This is a genomic window from Massilia sp. PAMC28688 (genome assembly GCF_019443445.1).
GTDB lineage: Bacteria > Pseudomonadota > Gammaproteobacteria > Burkholderiales > Burkholderiaceae_D > Telluria_A.
The window spans coordinates 734,027-751,505 of sequence record NZ_CP080378.1; the positions used below are offsets into that span (position 1 = coordinate 734,027).

At 61.8% G+C, this 17,479-nt stretch carries 11 protein-coding genes; 3 read left to right on the top strand and 8 right to left on the bottom strand.

Translation table 11 applies throughout. The features are described 5' to 3' along the window. Window positions 1–145: 145 nt before the first annotated feature. Window positions 146–3,196: a TonB-dependent receptor gene (locus KY495_RS03225; protein ID WP_219882325.1), complete on the bottom strand. Its 3,051-nt coding sequence runs from the start codon at window positions 3,194–3,196 to the stop codon at window positions 146–148. A 419-nt stretch (window positions 3,197–3,615) separates the two neighbouring features. Between KY495_RS03225 and KY495_RS03230 the strand changes: the two genes are divergently transcribed. Next, complete coding sequence (locus tag KY495_RS03230; RefSeq protein ID WP_219882326.1) at window positions 3,616–5,256, top strand: NAD(P)/FAD-dependent oxidoreductase; 1,641 nt, start codon at window positions 3,616–3,618, stop codon at window positions 5,254–5,256. 439 nt (window positions 5,257–5,695) lie between these two features. Here KY495_RS03230 and corA read toward each other — a convergent pair whose 3' ends face one another. The 5 genes from corA to glnA all read right to left on the bottom strand — a co-directional run bounded on the left by corA (window position 5,696) and on the right by glnA (window position 11,497). After that, complete coding sequence (gene corA, locus KY495_RS03235; RefSeq protein ID WP_219882327.1) at window positions 5,696–6,661, bottom strand: magnesium/cobalt transporter CorA; 966 nt, start codon at window positions 6,659–6,661, stop codon at window positions 5,696–5,698. A gap of 93 nt (window positions 6,662–6,754) precedes the next feature. After that, the gene (ntrC, locus tag KY495_RS03240; RefSeq protein ID WP_219882328.1) at window positions 6,755–8,224 is read right to left on the bottom strand and encodes a nitrogen regulation protein NR(I); all 1,470 of its coding nucleotides are present in this window, start codon (window positions 8,222–8,224) and stop codon (window positions 6,755–6,757) included. Window positions 8,225–8,296: 72 nt separating this feature from the next. Beyond that, entirely contained in the window at window positions 8,297–9,385 is a 1,089-nt protein-coding gene (gene glnL, locus KY495_RS03245; RefSeq protein ID WP_219882329.1) for a nitrogen regulation protein NR(II), read from the bottom strand. Next, window positions 9,382–9,912 (bottom strand): DUF4124 domain-containing protein, encoded by a 531-nt coding sequence (locus KY495_RS03250; protein ID WP_219882330.1) that lies wholly within the window; start codon window positions 9,910–9,912, stop codon window positions 9,382–9,384. Before KY495_RS03250 ends, glnL begins: the two co-directional genes overlap by 4 nt. Window positions 9,913–10,081: 169 nt before the next feature. Next, a complete protein-coding gene (gene glnA / locus KY495_RS03255) occupies window positions 10,082–11,497 on the bottom strand; it encodes a type I glutamate--ammonia ligase (RefSeq protein WP_219882331.1) in 1,416 nt (471 codons plus the stop codon). A 304-nt stretch (window positions 11,498–11,801) separates the two neighbouring features. On the opposite strand from glnA, the gene KY495_RS03260 reads away from it, so the two are divergent. After that, complete coding sequence (locus tag KY495_RS03260) at window positions 11,802–12,257, top strand: rhodanese-like domain-containing protein (protein WP_219882332.1); 456 nt, start codon at window positions 11,802–11,804, stop codon at window positions 12,255–12,257. Here the strand turns inward: KY495_RS03260 and KY495_RS03265 are convergent, their stop codons facing one another. Then, window positions 12,258–13,628, bottom strand: a complete 1,371-nt coding sequence (locus KY495_RS03265) for a TAXI family TRAP transporter solute-binding subunit (protein WP_219884058.1) — start codon at window positions 13,626–13,628, stop codon at window positions 12,258–12,260. A 196-nt stretch (window positions 13,629–13,824) separates the two neighbouring features. On the opposite strand from KY495_RS03265, the gene KY495_RS03270 reads away from it, so the two are divergent. Beyond that, window positions 13,825–14,289, top strand: a complete 465-nt coding sequence (locus tag KY495_RS03270) for a GNAT family N-acetyltransferase (RefSeq protein WP_219882333.1) — start codon at window positions 13,825–13,827, stop codon at window positions 14,287–14,289. Window positions 14,290–14,342: 53 nt separating this feature from the next. Here KY495_RS03270 and KY495_RS03275 read toward each other — a convergent pair whose 3' ends face one another. Beyond that, the gene (locus tag KY495_RS03275) at window positions 14,343–17,426 is read right to left on the bottom strand and encodes a transglycosylase domain-containing protein (RefSeq protein WP_219882334.1); all 3,084 of its coding nucleotides are present in this window, start codon (window positions 17,424–17,426) and stop codon (window positions 14,343–14,345) included. Window positions 17,427–17,479 lie beyond the last annotated feature (53 nt).

Genomic DNA, 17,479 nt, shown 5'->3' on the forward strand with positions numbered 1-17,479 from the left:
CCCGGGTCCTTCAGGACGCGGCGGGCGAGCGCCTGGCCTCGTTGCGCTTTGCAGGGGACGAAAAAAAACCGCAGCGGCGATTAAGCCGTGCGGTTTTTTTTTGCGCACGCCTGCAAGCCTTGCGGCAAGCAGGCATGGAGCACGATCAGAACTTGCGGTCGTAGCTCAGCTGCAGACGCGCCGAACGCGGCGCGGTGGCGCTCAGTGGCGTCTCGTAGATGCTGTTGACGCGGGTGCCGGTGTTGTACGCCTCTGTCACGTTCTGGATGGTCTGACGGTTCGTTACATTGAACACGTCGAGCTTGAGCATCAAGCCTTTGACCATTTCTGGACGATAAGCAACGTTCAAGTCCAGGCGCATATCCGTTGGCAGGTTGCCGACAGTGCCACGCGGGGTGAGCACGTTCTGGGTGCGGTCAGCGCCGTAGCAGTAGAAGCTCTGGTTCGAGTAGTTTGGCGAATCGCCAGGGGCTGGCGCCGAACCGATGCAGCTGCGCGGACGGCCCGAAGCGACCAACAAGTTACCGCCGACCATGATCTGCTTGGTCACCTCGTAGAAGCCATAAGCCTTCAACTGATGCTTGCGATCATTTGGCAGGCGACCATAGGCGCCAACCATCAGCTCAGGGTAATCCCACACGGACGTCACGGCAACGTCAGCCTGCCCATTGTCAGAGCGGACCTGGCCTTCGGTATTACCGATGTTCTTCGACCAGGTGTAATTCACCTTACCATACCAGCCGTTGCGGAACGGATGCTCGGCGAACAGGTCGACAGCGGTGTACTTGCGCACTGGTTTTTCGAAGCCCTGCTCTTGAGCAGTCAGGAACACCTTGGTCAAGTTGGTACCGGTGCCGGCGAAGTCAACATAGAACGTGTTGTCACGGCCTGGGTTAAAGGTCTGACAGGTGTTGCCCCACAACGGATTGCTCAAGTACGAAGTGATGCCATTGCGGTCGGCAAAGTCTTCGAATGGACGCACATCGCAGAAGTCGTCGATGGTTGACTTGAGCTGGCGATGGGTTGCTTTGGCGCCGAAGTTCAGGTTAGGCGAGAAAGCCTTTTCAAAACCGATCGTCAATTCATCCTGATACGACGGCTTCATGTCCAGCGCCGCCAGGGTCGCCACTACCTTGTCCTGGCCAAACTCGTTGTTGCCGCTCAGCGGTTCGGTCAACTGTGTCAGGCCGGTCGGAGCGCCATTGGCGTCGATGCCGGTGTAGGTGTAGTACTGATCGGTGTAGGTCGAACGGCCAGCGCCGCGCACCGCGATGTGGGTCGGGATCGGCACCGAGTAACGGCCGGCAGTACCGAATACCTTGAAGCTCGAATCGCCGTTCACATCCCATGCCACGGCCAGGCGCGGGTTGATCTGGGCCTTCATGTCCAGGAACGTGGTCTTGCTGTCATTCTGGTTTTTGAAGCCTTCGCGGCGGATACCGGCCGTGATCAGGACATCCTTGGTGATCTGATACTTGTCCTCGATGTAGAACGCGCTTTGCTCGCCATACGAGGTGGTCACGGTCGAGAACAAGCGCTTGGATACGTAGTAGCCATCGGTGCCATAACCGCCGCCGCTGGCAGGCGCAGGGATGGTACCGCCTGTGGCGTCGATCGGCGCATTCGGGGTATCGGTGCGGAAGTACGCCCAGGTGCCCCCACCGGCCTTGAATTCACCGGCGTTAAGCGAGGTGACCTTGTTCTGGTCGACGCCTGCGCGGATCGTGTGGTTGTTCCACTTGTATTCCAGGTCCAGACGATTCGACTTGACAATGTCTTTCGAACCAGGCGCCAGGATGTTGCCGGTCAGCGCCTGCGGATTGGCCACTGGCACCGGTGCATCGGCAGGGGTCGAGACGGTCGAGAACAGGTTCGGGTTGTAGCCGGTAAACTCATTCTCGTGTTTCGCTTCACTGCGGCCGGTCAGGGCCGTGAAGGTCAGGTCGTCGGTCAGATTGCCGGTGTACTTGAGCATCAGGACGTCGCCGCCGTTGTTGTCCACGTTGGTACGCACGGCCGACGAAGTGACAGTGCCGACGCGCTTGCGCGTGTCGTAGTCAAAGCCGCTGTCCTGGTTGGACACTTCCGGCGTATCACCTAACGCGGTAAATTCCAGACGGTGGTTTTCGGCAATGTTCCAGTCCAGCTTACCCATGTAGCGCTTAATATCGGTCTGGCGATCGCGCCAGCCGTTGCGGGCATTCGAGGTGCCGACGCGGAAGCCATTTACCAGGCCTTCGTCGGTTTTAATGGCCTCACCAGCGAGGAAGAAGAACAGCTTGTCCTGGATGATCGGACCGCCCACGTAAGCGCCATAGGTCTTGGTCTCGAGCGTGTTTTCAGCACGCGCCAGACGCAAGGTGCCGTCGGTGGTCGCGTTGGAAGGCGCACCCGTCTTGGCGTAGTAGAAATCGATAGGATCTGCGCGCCACGACCTTGGTGCCCAGGTCACGTTGGCGCCGGCTTCCCAGGTGTTGGTGCCGCTCTTGGTAATGATGTTGACCACGCCGCCGACCGAACGGCCGAACTCGGCGCCGAAGCCGCCGGTAAGGACCTGCGCTTCCTGGATCGCGCCGAACGGCAGCTGCGAGGCACCCAGTCCGGTCAGTGGATTGACGACCGGAAAACCGTTGATATAGTACGAGTTCTCTGAAGCGGCGCCGCCACCGAAGGAAGCACCGCCCGAGAAGCGCGAGTCGGCGCGGGTGGTGTTCGGTGCCAACTGGATAATCGACTCAACGTTGCGGCCAATTGGCAGCGCTGCCAGCTGACGGGCGTTGAAGGAAGCACCATTGTTGGTGCTCGACACATCAATGGTCCGGCGGACGGCAGAAATTTCCACGCGTTGAACACCACTATCGGTACTGACGAAGACAGCTTCACTGCCTTGACCGAGACGGGCGTCGACTTCCGACGTCGCGACGACGGCTTCGCCTTTCATCTGCTTGACTGTGTAGGTGCCCGTAGGCAGCGACGTGGCCTGGAACCGGCCCTGGGCGTCCGGGGTGATGGTACGGCGGATGCCGATCTGATTGTTTTCAATCACGATCCGGACATCGGCGCCAGGGGCGACCTTGCCGAAAATGGTGCCGGTCGCGTTCGATTGCGCCATTGCAGCCGGGGTAACGGCCGCACCCAGTGCACCCGCGCTGAAAGCAATGGCCAGGGCGCGGACTAAAACGGTTTTTCTCAACATGTGTTTTCCTAATTTAATTATGCGTTTCGGTAGATCTGCTTGGGTAAAGTTACCTTGTACAATCTCCGTGTCTCTCACATCCACACAGGGATTACGAAAAGCCACCTCGTGGGTGTTTGCGTCGAATATTGTCTACGAAATAAATAATATTCAAGTTGCACATGGAACCATACGGCTTCTATATATGTCAAACCTGTCATAATTTTATTACGCAAAGAAACAACACTCGGGCCGCAATCTGTATCAAAAGGCAGGTAAAGATACATATAAGGCGCAGTGCGGTGCGTCGTGTTGGGTTTGGCGTTCGTGCACGACCCGCCTGTATCCACCTGCATATTCCCCTCGTACCCCCGACACGGTAAAATGGCCGACCTGCATGGATCGGCCCTGCCCAGTACACCCTTTTCGAAATCAACCCTATGCTGAGAATTAACCAGATCAAGCTTCCCCTTGATCATCCGCCGTCGGCTCTCAAGGAAGCCATCCTGGCCCGCCTCCACATCGCCGACGCCGAATTGATTGACTTCACAGTGTTTAAACGCAGTTACGATGCGCGCAAAAAAAACGCCATCGTGCTGATTTATTCTGTCGACGTCATGGTGAGCAATGAAGCCTTGGCGCTGCAGGCCGTTGGACACGGCGACACGAATGTGATGCCCTCGCCTGATACCAGCTACAAGTTCGTCGCCGGCGGCCAGCAACCACAAGGGCACGACCGCAACGAGCGCCCGATCGTGATCGGCACCGGTCCCTGCGGCCTGTTCGTGGCGCTCATCCTGGCCCAGATGGGCCTGCGGCCCCTGATCCTCGAGCGCGGCAAGGTCGTACGGGAACGCACGGTCGACACCTTCGGCTTCTGGCGCAAGCGCGAACTCAATCCCGAGTCGAATGTGCAGTTTGGCGAAGGGGGCGCCGGCACCTTTTCCGACGGCAAGCTCTACAGCCAGATCAAGGACCCCAAGCATTACGGACGCAAGGTGCTGACCGAATTCGTCAAGGCAGGCGCGCCGGAAGAAATCATGTACGTGAGCAAGCCGCACATTGGCACGTTCCGCCTGGTCAAAATGGTGGAACAGATGCGCGAGAACATCATCGCCCTGGGTGGCGAATACCGTTTTTCCAGCAAGGTGGTCGACATCGACGTGGAAGGCAGCGGCAGTGCGCGCCAGATCCGGGGCGTGATGCTCGAGAGCGGCGAACACATCGCCAGCCGTCACGTCGTCATGGCCATTGGCCACAGTGCGCGCGACACCTTCGAAATGCTGCACGCGCGGGGCGTCTACGTGGAAGCCAAGCCATTTTCGATCGGATTCCGGGTTGAGCATCCGCAGTCGCTGATTGACGTGTGCCGCTTCGGCCCCAACGCCGGCAACAAGATCCTGGGCGCGGCCGACTACAAGCTGGTCCACCATGCCAGCAGTGGCCGGTCCGTGTACAGCTTTTGCATGTGTCCGGGTGGCACGGTGGTATCGGCCGCATCGGAGCCGGGGCGGGTGGTCACCAATGGCATGAGCCAATATTCGCGCAACGAGCGCAATGCCAACAGCGCCATCGTGGTGGGCATTACCCCTGAGCAGGACTATCCGGGTCACCCGCTGGCCGGCATTGCCCTGCAACGACGGCTGGAAGAAGGCGCTTTTGTGCTCGGCGGCAGCACCTACGACGCGCCCGGGCAGCTGATGGGCGACTTCGTCAAGGGCCGCGCCTCGCGCGCGCTGGGCAGCGTGATTCCTTCGCTCAAGCCGGCGGTGCACCTGACGGATCTGGCGGGCGCGCTGCCAGAGTACGCGATTGCTGCGCTGCGTGAAGCCTTCCCAGCGTTCGACAAGCAGATCAAGGGTTACTACCAGGAAGACGCGCTGTTGACGGGCGTGGAAACGCGGACCTCTTCGCCGATCCGCATCAAGCGCAATGACGCGGACCTCCAGAGCCTCAATACGCGCGGCCTGTTCCCGGCCGGTGAAGGTGCCGGCTACGCTGGCGGCATCCTGTCGGCGGCCGTGGACGGCATCAAGGTTGCCGAAGCGGTCGCGCTGTCACTGGCAGGCCGCGCGACATAACGTTTCCCCCGAACATTTCCTTCCACCAGGGTCAGACCACTTAAACGCTTAAAAATCAATTGCCTCACGCCAGGGTCAGACCACTAAATCGAGCCAAAAGCAACGGTTTCCGATTACAGACACCCGTATTTATGCCTAATTCAACAATGATTTAGTATGGGAAATTGCGATGTTGAATCTATTAAACACATTTTTATTCGCCTTGCATATGGTCACTTCCGACGCGCCATGAGGCATTTGGATTGGGTTGAATTTTCTTTGCAATAGGCGGAGCGGCACCGACTTTTTACCGGCCACTGCTCCGCAATTGCCAACATTGAATGGATTGTTGCAATTTTGCGTTTTAAGTGGTCTGACCCTGGCATAAGGAAATTGATTTTTCCCCTTTTAAGTGGTCTGACCCTGGTATAGGGAAAGTATTTTCCGCAGCGCAGCGGCGCTACAACCAGCCAGATTTCCTGAACCGGTAATACAGGTAGCCGCACAGCCCAAACATGAAGCTGATCGCCAGCGGGTAGCCCCAGCGCGATTTCAGCTCGGGCATGAATTCAAAGTTCATGCCCCACACGCCCGCGAACGCCGTGAACACGGCGAAAATCGCCGCCCACGCCGCCAGCCGCTTGTTCACTTCTCCTTCGTCAATGGCCACCATCGACAGGTTGACCTGGATCGCCGTGGAGATGGTTTCGCGGATCGTATCGAGCGAAGAACTGATGCGGTACAGGTGATCTTGCACATCGCGAAAATATTCCTGGGTGTCGAAGCAGAAGGCGGGCACCCGTCCGCCATGCAGCTTGCCCACCGCGTCGAGCATGGGCGCGACGGCATGGCGCAGCACCAGCACCTTGCGCTTGAGTTCATACAGGCGCTCGATGTTGGCCCGCTGTGAACCTTTGATGAAGATGCGGTCCTCGATTTTCTCCAGCTCCGATTCCAGCATGTCGACCACCGGAAAATAGCGGTCGACGACGGCGTCCATCAGCGCGTACAGCACGAACGACGATCCCTTGCCCAACAGGTGCGGCTCGCGTTCGGCGCGCGCACGCACGCCCAGAAAGCCGCGGTTGACGTTGTTGCGCGATGAGAGCACATAGTTCTCGGCCACGAAAATATCGACTTCGCCCACATTCAGCTCGTCGCCGGCCAGCTCCACCGAATGAATGACGACAAACAGCGACTCGCCATATTCTTCAATCTTGGGCCGCTGATTGCCACGCATGGCGTCTTCCACCGCCAGTTCGTGCAGGTCGAATTCTTCCTTCATCACGGCCAGTTCGTCCGGCTCCGGCTCGCGCAGGGCGACCCAGACAAAGGTCCCCGGCATGGCGAGGTAATCGCTGATGGCTTCGACCGTAATGTCCGACAGTTTTTTGCCTTCCTGGTAGGCGACGCAGTTGATCAACATAGGGGTCCGTGGTGTAAAGCTGGCGGGAAGCATCGGTGCACGCGCAGTTGCCCGCACCAGTGCAGGCGCAAGCTTACACCAGCAGGCGCAGTTCTACTCGTCCTTGGCGCCATCAATCCCCAGTTCAGCGATCTTGCGCGTGATGGTATTGCGCCCTATCCCCAGCCGCACGGCCGCGTCGTTCTTGCGCCCGTGCGTGTGCTTGAGCGCTGTCTTGATCAGCGCCGACTCGAACTGGCGCCCCAGCGTGTCCATGATGTCCGACTGGCCAAGGGCCAGCATGCCCGCTGCCTGCAGTTCCAGCAGCCCCACCCAGCCTTCGGCGCCCTCCCCCGCCACGCGCCGCGGTGCCGGCACCCCGGGCCCGGCCGGCAGCGGCGCCGCCTCCGGCGCCGCTGCCGCGCCTTCCTGCCCCTGGGTCAGTTCGAACGGCATGTCCTTCACTTCCACCGTCTGGCCCGGCGCCATCACGGTGATCCAGTTGCACAGGTTTTCCAGCTGGCGTACGTTGCCCGGCAAATCCAGGCTGGCCAGGAACTGCATGGCAGCCTCGCTCATGCGCTTGGTCTCCACGCCCAGCTGGCGCGCGCTCTGCACCAGGAAGTGGCGCACCAGGATGGGGATGTCTTCGCGCCGCTCCCGCAAACTGGGCAGGCGCAGGCGTATCACGTTCAGGCGATGGAACAGGTCTTCCCGAAACAGGCCGTCGCGCACGCGCTGCTCCAGGTTCTGGTGGGTGGCCGTGATGACGCGCACATTGGCCTTCATGGGCTGGTGCCCGCCCACACGGTAGAAGTGGCCGTCCGACAGCACCCGCAGCAGGCGTGTCTGCAGGTCGAACGGCATGTCCCCGATCTCGTCCAGAAACAGGGTGCCGTTTTCAGCCTGCTCGAAGCGCCCGCGGCGCGTGGTCTGGGCCCCGGTGAACGCGCCGCGCTCATGGCCGAACAATTCGGACTCCAGCAGGTCCTTGGGGATGGCTGCCGTATTGAGCGCGATGAAGGGCTGCTGGTTGCGCGGACTGTGCTTGTGCAGCGCGCGCGCCACCAGCTCCTTGCCGGTGCCCGACTCACCCGTGATCAGGACCGTGACGTTGGACTGCGAAAGGCGCCCGATGGCGCGAAACACTTCCTGCATGGCCGGCGCCTGGCCCAGGATTTCGGGGGTGTCCGCGGGACCGGATTCGACACTGGTTTCGCGCAGGCTCTCTTCCAGTGCGCGCCGGATCAGTTCCACCGCCTTGTCGATGTCAAACGGCTTGGCCAGGTATTCAAAGGCGCCGCCCTGGAACGCGGCCACGGCCGAATCAAGGTCGGAAAAGGCGGTGATGATGATGACCGGCAGGCCGGGGTGGGCGCTCTTGACGGTCTGCAGCAGGTCGAGCCCCGATTCGCCGGGCATGCGGATGTCCGACACCAGCACTTGCGGGGTTTCGCCCTCGAGCGCCGTCATGACGTCGCGCACATTGGAAAAGCTGCGGGTGGCCAGGTTCTCGCGCGCCAGGGCTTTTTCCAGCACCCAGCGGATCGAGGCGTCGTCATCGACTATCCAGATTGGTTTCATGTATGCGTGCTTTTCTTGGTGAATGACGATGTACACGGACTGCGATCCTGGACCCTGCCCGCGCGCCTCGCATCACGGCAGCGGCAGCAGGATCCTGAAATCGGTCAGTCCGGGCCGGCTTTCGCACTCGATCACACCCATGTGCTGCTGCACGAAGGTTTGCGCCAGTGTCAGCCCCAGGCCGCTGCCGCCATCCCGGCCCGATACCAGCGGGTAGAAAATGCGGTCGCGGATCTGGGGCGAAATGCCAGGTCCATTGTCAATGATATGCAAGTCTAATGCCAGCCCGTAGCGCACCTTGGCCAGCGTCACCTGGCGCGCCACGCGGGTGCGGAAAATGATCTCGGCGTCACCGGCGGCGATGCGTTCGCACAGGGCCTGGGCGGCGTTGTGCGCGATATTGAGCACGGTCTGGATCAGCTGCTCCTTGTCGCCCCTGAATTCGGGAATCGAGGCGTCGTAATCGCGCCGGATGGTCAGCCCGCTGGGGAACTCGGCCAGCATCAGGCTGCGCACGCGCTCGCACACTTCATGGATATTGACGTCGCCGACAATGTGCGGCCGGCGGTGCGGCGCCAGCAGGCGGTCCACCAGGGTCTGCAGCCGGTCCGCTTCCTTGATGATGACCTGGGTGTATTCACGCAGCGCCGTCAGGTGCAGCGGCGGCAGTTCCAGTTCGAGCAGCTGGGCCGCGCCGCGGATGCCGCCCAGCGGGTTCTTGATTTCGTGGGCCAGGTTGCGCACCAGTTCCTTGTTGACCTGGCTCTGGTCGAGGATGCGCTCTTCGCGATCGAGCTTCAACTGCTGCACGTTCTCGCGCAGTTCGATCACCAAACCGATGTCCTGGCCGTCACCGGTGGCCGAGACGATGCTGTGCACATGCAGCGGCGCCTTGCCATTGCGTTCCAGCGTCAGGTCCTGGCGCAGGTCCGCATACTGGTGGGCCAGCGCCTGGGTGCACAGGCTGTCAAGTTCGTGGGAATTGGCAAACACGCTTGCCAGCGGCTGGCGCAGCAGTGCGCGGCTCGATACTTCCAGCAGGTTCTCGGCCGCCGCATTGGCATACAGGATCAAGCCATCGGCCCCCAGCAGCAGCACGCTCGAGGCCAGCAGGTCCAGCCCCGCCACCTGCGCCAGGTCAAGCGGCGCGGTGTCGTTCATTTGATGGCCGCGATTTCGCGCTGCAGCGCCTCGATGTTCTTTTCCGAGCGGCCGATGGCCTCGCGCAGGTTGGCCACCCGTTCCAGGTACTTGGCGTAATTGCGCTCGCTGCCAAGACGGTCTGGCTCGCCGCCCTTGAATTCGGTCTTGAGATCCTGGAGGCGCTTTTCTTCGGCGCGCATTTCTTCCAGCAGGATCTCGCGCCGGTCATTGTCGCGCGCCCTTTGCTGCGACGTGTCCACGCGCGGGAAGTCGGACGGCGTGGCCGCCGGCGCGGCCGCGCGTGGCGGCGCCGAAGCACGGCGCGCGCCGCCCGACGGCGCGGGAATGCTGCTGGCGATGTCGAGCGACTTGCAGCCCGGCTTGTACCGGTCGGTCAGTTCGCGCGTGCCGCTGGCGTCGACGCACAGGTAGATCTGGGCCTGGGCCGGCAGCTGCGCCAGGGCCAGGCCGAATGCGGCCACGATGGCCAACAGGCGCGCAGCGGACGGTCGCGAAGCAGATGGGCTAGTCAGTGTGGTCTCCATGGCATGCATCACGGTTTGTCCGTGCAGAAAGTAAGTTCAACCCGAATATACAACATCCAATGCAAAACGCGGGGAAAGCCGTTGCTTTCCCCGCGTTTTTTACACGGTGCTTACACTTACGATAGCAGCCCGATATCAGGTGCTAACGCATTGGCAATCACCTTGTCCCTTACAGCGAATAGTACATGTCGAATTCGGCCGGATGGGTGGTCATGCGCATGCGTTGTACGTCCTGCATCTTCAGTTCAATGTAGGCATCGATCATGCTGTCGCTGAACACGCCGCCGCGGGTCAGGAATTCGCGGTCCTTGTTGAGTGCATCGAGTGCTTCTTCCAGCGAGGCGCACACCGTCGGGATCAGCGCGTCTTCTTCCGGCGGCAGGTGGTACAGGTCTTTCGACGCTGCCTCGCCCGGGTGGATCTTGTTGGCGATGCCATCGAGGCCAGCCATCAGCAGCGCGGCGAAGCACAGGTACACATTGGCCAGCGGGTCCGGGAAACGGGTTTCGATACGGCGGCCCTTTGGATTGGCCACGTGCGGAATACGGATCGAGGCGGAGCGGTTGCGTGCCGAGTAGGCCAGCTTGACCGGTGCTTCAAAGCCGGGCACCAGGCGCTTGTACGAGTTGGTGCCCGGGTTGGTGATGGCGTTCAGGGCGCGCGCATGCTTGATGATGCCGCCGATGTAGAACAGTGCATCTTCCGACAGGCCGGCATAGCCGTCGCCGGCGAACAGGTTCTTGCCGTCTTTCCAGATCGACTGGTGCACGTGCATGCCCGAACCGTTGTCGCCAACGATAGGCTTGGGCATGAAGGTGGCGGTCTTGCCGTAGCTGTGGGCCACGTTCCAGATCACGTACTTCATGTTCTGGGTCCAGTCGGCGCGTTCGACCAGGGTCGAGAACTTGGTGCCGATTTCGTTCTGGCCGGCGCCGGCCACTTCGTGGTGGTGCACTTCAACCGGGATGCCCATCGCTTCGAGGATCAGGCACATTTCCGAACGCATGTCCTGGAACGAGTCGACCGGTGGCACCGGGAAGTAGCCGCCCTTGACGGTTGGACGGTGGCCGCTGTTGCCGCCTTCGATCTTCTTGTCGGTGGCCCAGGACGATTCGTCCGAATCGATCTTGACGAAGCAGCCAGACATGTCGATCTTCCAGCGCACGGAATCGAAAATGAAGAATTCCGGCTCAGGACCGAAGAAGGCGGTGTCGCCAATGCCGGTCGACTTGAGGTAGGCTTCGGCGCGCTTGGCGATCGAGCGCGGATCGCGGTCGTAGCCCTTGCCGTCGGAAGGCTCGATGACGTCGCACTGCATGAACAGCGTGGTCTCTTCCATGAACGGGTCGATATTGGCGGTGTTCGGGTCTGGCATCAGGATCATGTCCGATGCTTCAATGCCCTTCCAGCCGGCGATCGAGGAACCGTCAAACGCATGGCCCGACTCGAACTTGTCCAGGTCGAAGTGGGAAATCGGCACGGTCACGTGCTGTTCTTTACCACGGGTGTCGGCGAAGCGGAAATCAACGAACTTGACTTCGTTGTCTTTTGCCATTTTCAAGACTTCTGCGGCGGTCATTGCCATGCGTTACTCTCCTAATTGAAATGGGGGGCTTGCCGACGTGCGACAAAACTCAAGGGGGATGATAGCAGAAAGCATGCCAGCCAAAAAAGCATGCCCTTATAGCCACTTGATCGTTGAACCTGCCCGCAATTGACCCTAAACTCCAGTATTCCTGATTTGATATCGATCTTTCGCGATATCAACAGGTGCACTGTCATGGTGCGGAAATAAGAGAATGCACTCTTTTGATGCAGAATGCACGAAAATGGCGAAAACGCATCCGGATGGTGCGCGCAGACGTTTCACAATCACCACGGAGCCTGACATGAGCAACATTGAACACATTCTGGACGCCGCCAGGCAGCGTGCGGCCGGCGCCTATGCCGGTGCGGTCACGCCGCAGGAAGCATTCACGCTGGTCCAGCAAGACCGGCGCGTCAAGCTGATCGACGTGCGCACCAATGCCGAGCGCGACTGGGTCGGGCGCGTCTGCCTGCCCGAGGCGCAGCACGGCGCGGTGCAATGGTTTACCTATCCCGGCAATGTCCCCAACGCCGACTTCATGCGCCAGCTTGAAAGTGTGGCCGGGAAGGATGACGTGCTGCTGTTCCTGTGCCGCTCCGGCGTGCGCTCGCGCCACGCGGCCACCCTGGCCACCGAGCATGGCTATGCCAACAGCTACGATATCCTGGAAGGGTTCGAAGGGGACAAGGACCAGCTGGGCCATCGCAAGAGCGTGGGCGGCTGGTGCCATGCAGGCTTGCCCTGGAATGGGGCCTGATCAGGCCGGCGCGGCGTCTTTCGCAGCGGCCGCAGCGTCACCGGCCGCCAGCACGCCCTTGACCCGCTGGCGCACGAAGTTGATGTGGCTGCGCAGGCCGTACAGGCCGTCGGCAAAGGCCAGCGGAATGGAAATCTGGTTGACCAGTTCCTCGATCTCGTCGAGGCGCTGAAGCAGTCCCTTGGCCAGCTCCGGATGGCCGGCCGCCTGCGCCGCCTCCAGTTCCTGCTCCACCGTGCGCAGCTGGCCATACCAGCGGTAGACGCGCGAGCGGATGCGCCACACGTACAAGGGCGGCACCACCTTTGACAGGGGCAGCAGCAACGCCGCCAGCGCCACCACCACAACCCACATGCGGTCGAGGAAATTGGCCATCCAAAAGCTCATGTAGCGCTGCAGCAGCGGCGGTCCATCCTTGTAGAACTTGGCGGCGTCGCGCGACACGGGAATTTCGGTATACCGCTCGGTCGGGAACTGGCCCTGCTGCTGGAACCAGCCGGTGCCGCCGTGGATGTCGGTAGCCGCCTGTACGAACAGGTCCACCAGGGCCGGATGGAGCTGCTCGCGCGCCACCAGCGTGGCGGTGGGCGCGATGAGGTGGTAATCCTGGGCCGGCAAGTCGCGTCCCACATCGACGATCCCGCGCGGCAGGACCACGTGCGACAGGAATGGCAGGCGCCGTGCATAGGCTTCAGCCTGGTCAAAGTTGAACAGGCGGATGCCGGGCGTTTGCAGCAGCATCTGCACCATCAGCGCCTCCGGTCCCGACGAAAACACCAGTCCGTCGATGCTGCCGTCGAGCAGGGCCATCGTGCCCGGGGTGTTTTCGAGCGCGCCAAGGGTGACCTCATCGGGCTCAATTCCGTTCAGGTCCAGAATCTTGCGAAACAGCTGCGGCACACCGGTGCCTTCCGGCCCCACATTGATTTTCAAGCCCTTGAGGTCCTTGATCTGCGCTGCCTTGACCGGCTCGCGCAGGAACAGCCAGACCGGCTCGGTGAACAGGCTGCCCAGCGACACCAGGTCCTGCAGCCGGGGGTCGGCGCCGCCCCGTCCATCACTCGATCCGCTCTGGACAAAGGCGATATCGACCTTCCCCTCCTGCAGGCGCTGCAGATTTTCCTGCGAACCGAGCGAGCGCACCAGTGTCACCTTGATGCCATGCCGGCCCAGCGCGGCCGCGTATTTCTTGCCCAGCTCTTCATAGGCGCTGTTTTCCTGACCCGTGGCCAGCGTGACGTGGCGCGGCGGGGTGGGATCGACCAGCACATAGGCCAGCAGGCACAGGGCGGCGATGATGAGGATAGTGGGACCGGTCGCGGCGACCAGGTCCCGGAACGAGAACTGGGTGAACTTCCGGATTTTCGACATGGCGCGTTGCAATGGTTTCATGGAGCGGGACAATGCCAACAAACCGGCCAATATGCAAGCTGCACGTGCAGCGCCAGGCCCGGGGCACGGTCCGTGGACACTTGCAGCCTGCGTGAGCGCAGAAGATCCCAGCTGTTGGCGGGCCGGGCGCGATGTGGTATTTTAGGCAATCCTGCATCACACAGAGAAGCCGCGCATGCATTCACCGGTATTTCGACCCGCCACGAAAAGTGACATTCCCGCTATCGTGGCCATGCTGGCCGATGACCCGCTCGGGGCCCGGCGCGAAAGTCCCGCCCAGCCTCTTCCCTCCTCGTACTACGCTGCATACAGCGCAATCAGCGCGGATCCAAACAATGAGCTCATCGTGTGTACGATAGAAGATCGGGTTGTCGGCGTGATGCAGCTGACCTTCATCCCCTATCTCACGTACCGGGGCTCGTGGCGGGCGCTGATTGAAGGGGTGCGTATCGCATCGTCTGAACGCAATAGCGGCGTGGGGACGCGCATGTTTGAGCATGCGATTGCGCGCGCCAACGCGCGCCGCTGCGTGATGCTGCAGCTAACAACCGACAGGGAGCGGCCGGATGCCTTACGCTTTTATGAAAAGCTGGGCTTTGTCGCGTCGCATCACGGCATGAAGCTGAAACTGGCGCCCTAGGATTGCGCACCAGGCGGCAGCCGTCCCTGCCCCGAGGGCCGGCTGCCGGAACGTCAGCGCACGCAGGTCTGGCCGTTCGGCTTGGCCGGCGGCTCGATCAGCGGCATCAGCGACGGCGCCAGCACGGTCAGCAACTGCACCGGCAGGGCGCTGGTGAAGTCGTAGTCGGCCGATTTCGGACCCTGCACATACGCCGTCATGCTGCCGAAGAAGCGCTCGCCGATATTGAAGACAAAGGTCGCCGACCGGTTCACATAGCGCGACTCGATCAGGCGGCCGCCGGCGCCGTAGACTTCAAAGCGCTGGTCGCCGGTGCCGGTCTTGCCGCCGACTGCGATGATCGAACCATCCTTGAGCTGGAAGGCAGTCTTGACGCGCTTGGCGGTACCCTCGGCCACCACGCCGCGGATGGCATCGGCCACCGCGCGCGCCACGTCAGGCGAGAGGACCTGCTCGCCCGCCGGCGGCTTGGCATGCCGCACCAGCGTTTCGTAAGGTGTGCCCTTGGCAAAGTGCAGCGAATCGATGCGCTCGACCGGCTTGCGCACGCCATTGTTGACGATAATGCCCATCATCTCGGCCAACGATGCCGGCCGGTCTGCCGACGCCCCCAGGGTCGTGGCATACGAGGGCACCAGCGAATCGAAGGGATAACCCATCTTCTTCCACTGCGCGTGGACCTTGAGGAAGGCTTCCACTTCCAACAGGCCGGCAATGCGGCGATCCTGGGCATGCTTGCGGTGCGTGTTGAACAGCCAGGCGTAGACCAGCTGGCGCTCCTTGACGCTGGCCGCCACCACGTCGGCGAAATTGGCCTTGTCATGGCTGCGCAGGTAACCGACCAGCCACAATTCCAGCGGATGAATGGTGGCCACGTAACCGCGGTCGGCCAGCGACATGGCGGCCGGCGAATACTGCTCGTACATGCGGGCAATGCGCTCTTCCGGCACCTCGTTGGCCGATGGCAGATTGTCGTGGATGAAGGCGCTGAACTGCTGCAGCGTCGCCTCCGGCCGCACCGTGCGGTGTACCGCCGCCAGGCGCGTCGGCGTGGGGCGCAGGCTGGCCAGCAGCACTTTTTCCGACTCGGCCGCGTTCTTGCCGCGGTACTTGTTATAAAAGCGCGTCAGGAACTCGCGGCCTTCACGGTCGGCAAAGCGGGCCAGGTATTCGGCCCGGCGCGGGTCGTCCGCGTCCTGCAGCAGGGCCGCCGACGAACCGGGGAGCTGGAACATGTAGTAACGCACCACATCGCGCATCATGCGCACGAATACGAGGTTGGTCGAACTCTTGAGCGCGTCGCGTACCGACATGATCTTGCGGTCATCGAGCTTGCTGAAGTTGCCAAAGGTGTGCAGGCCGCCGCCGGTGAAAAAGCCTTCGTGGGGGCTGGCCGAATATTTACGGTCCAGCGCGGCCGCGAGCATGGAAGGCAAGTCGCGCGGCCCATCTTTTGGCAGGTCCGAAAAGTATGCCATGGCCCACTGGGTCATCAAGTCCTTGGGGTCGACCACGGTCTTCCTGATCTCGGCCACCTCCATGCCGGAAAAACGCTTGTGCAGCTGGTCGACGATGTCGAGGTAGGTGACGAGCGCGCGCAGCTTGGCGGTGGAGCCGAGATCGAGCTTGGCGCCCTCATTGATATCGAGCGGCTGGTCGTAGTTATCGGTCTGCACGCGCAGATAGTTCACGTTTTCGCCGCGCTCCATCAGCGTGAAGCTGTACACCACGGCAGCCGGATCGCCGTTGCCGAGCATGCCCTTGCCGGTCAGGCCGGCCGCTTCGGCGGCGGCGGCGTCGCGCAGCTTGCGCAGCATGGCCGTCACGGCCTGCTGGGCGTCCGAATCGAGCGTGCTCACCACCGACAGGTCGAGGCGGTCCAGATTGTACAGCCGGCTCTCGCCGAGCAGGCTGCCCAGGTGAGTACGGACCGCATTGGCGGCCTTGCGCGAGACGAAGCTGTTGGCCGCGGGCGGGGCCACGCCGGAGGCCGTCGATGGCGAGAGCTTGACCTTGAGCGCAGCGTCGCGCAGTTGCGGCGAAATCACGCTGGCCGCGGCCAGCACGCGCAGGTGGGTGTTGGTCAGCGCTTCCAGGTCGTCGTCGCCGGCGCCCAGGTAATGCGCCGGACGGCGCTGGGCGATCATCAGCGAGAGCGCCTGCTTGTAGGTGAGGGCGGCATCGGGCGTGGTCACGTCGCCCTGGAGCACCTTGTTCATGGACGCGAAATCGCGCCCGTACCAGACCCACATGCCGTCGCCGATGCCGTTAACTTCGCCATAGCCCGACTTGGCCGACAGCGGTACGGTGTTGAGATAGTCGACCACGATCTGGCGCCGCGCCATGGTGGTGTCCTCGCCATACTGATAGGCGCGCAGGGTGGCCGACGCCATCTGGCGCAGCTTTTCCGACAGCGAGCTGGTACGGCCGTCGGGCGAATGGCGGTATTTTTCGATCTGGGTCGCCAGCGTGCTGCCGCCGGCCGAACGGCGGTCTTCGCCGGGGATGAACATTTGCAGGCTCTTGTCAAACACGGCCTTGCTGAAGCGGTCCCATTCCACCGCCGGATTGCGCTTGGGGTACTTGGTATCGAGCAGCTCGCGGTTTTCAATGAACAGCAGGCTCTTGACCAGCAGCGCCGGGGTTTCTGCGAAGCTGGCGTAGTAGCGCTCCGGGTACAGCGATGAGAACAGGGGCTGCGCCTTGCAGTCGAGGATGGTCAGGCCAACCTTGGTCTTTTCGCGATAGGTGGCAAACAGGCCGCGGTCGGCCAGTTCCACCATCTTGGGCGAAATGCGGGCCTGGGCGGCGATCTCGTAGTCGCGCGTTTTCAGCTTTTCAAGATAGTCCGGCATATTGGCGTAGCCCAGCCGCTCATCGTAAGGACTGTCGGACGGAAAGCGGATTGCAGGGGACGGCCCCGGCTCGACCTTGTAACTGATCTTCTTGGCCATGCGCGCAAAGAACTTGGCCTGCATGGTCGAGGTGCGCGCCTCGTGCACGCCCCACACCACCACCACCGACAGCAACGCGAGCAGGATCAGCGCCAGCACCAGCTTGATGCGGCCGCGTTTTTTCTTCGGCGGGGTGGGCGCCGAATCCTGTTCCGGGGAGTGTGCTTCAGTATGTTCCAACATGCCTTCACCTTTTTCTTGCGGTCCCTCGGGCACCAGCGACAGGTGGGGATGCG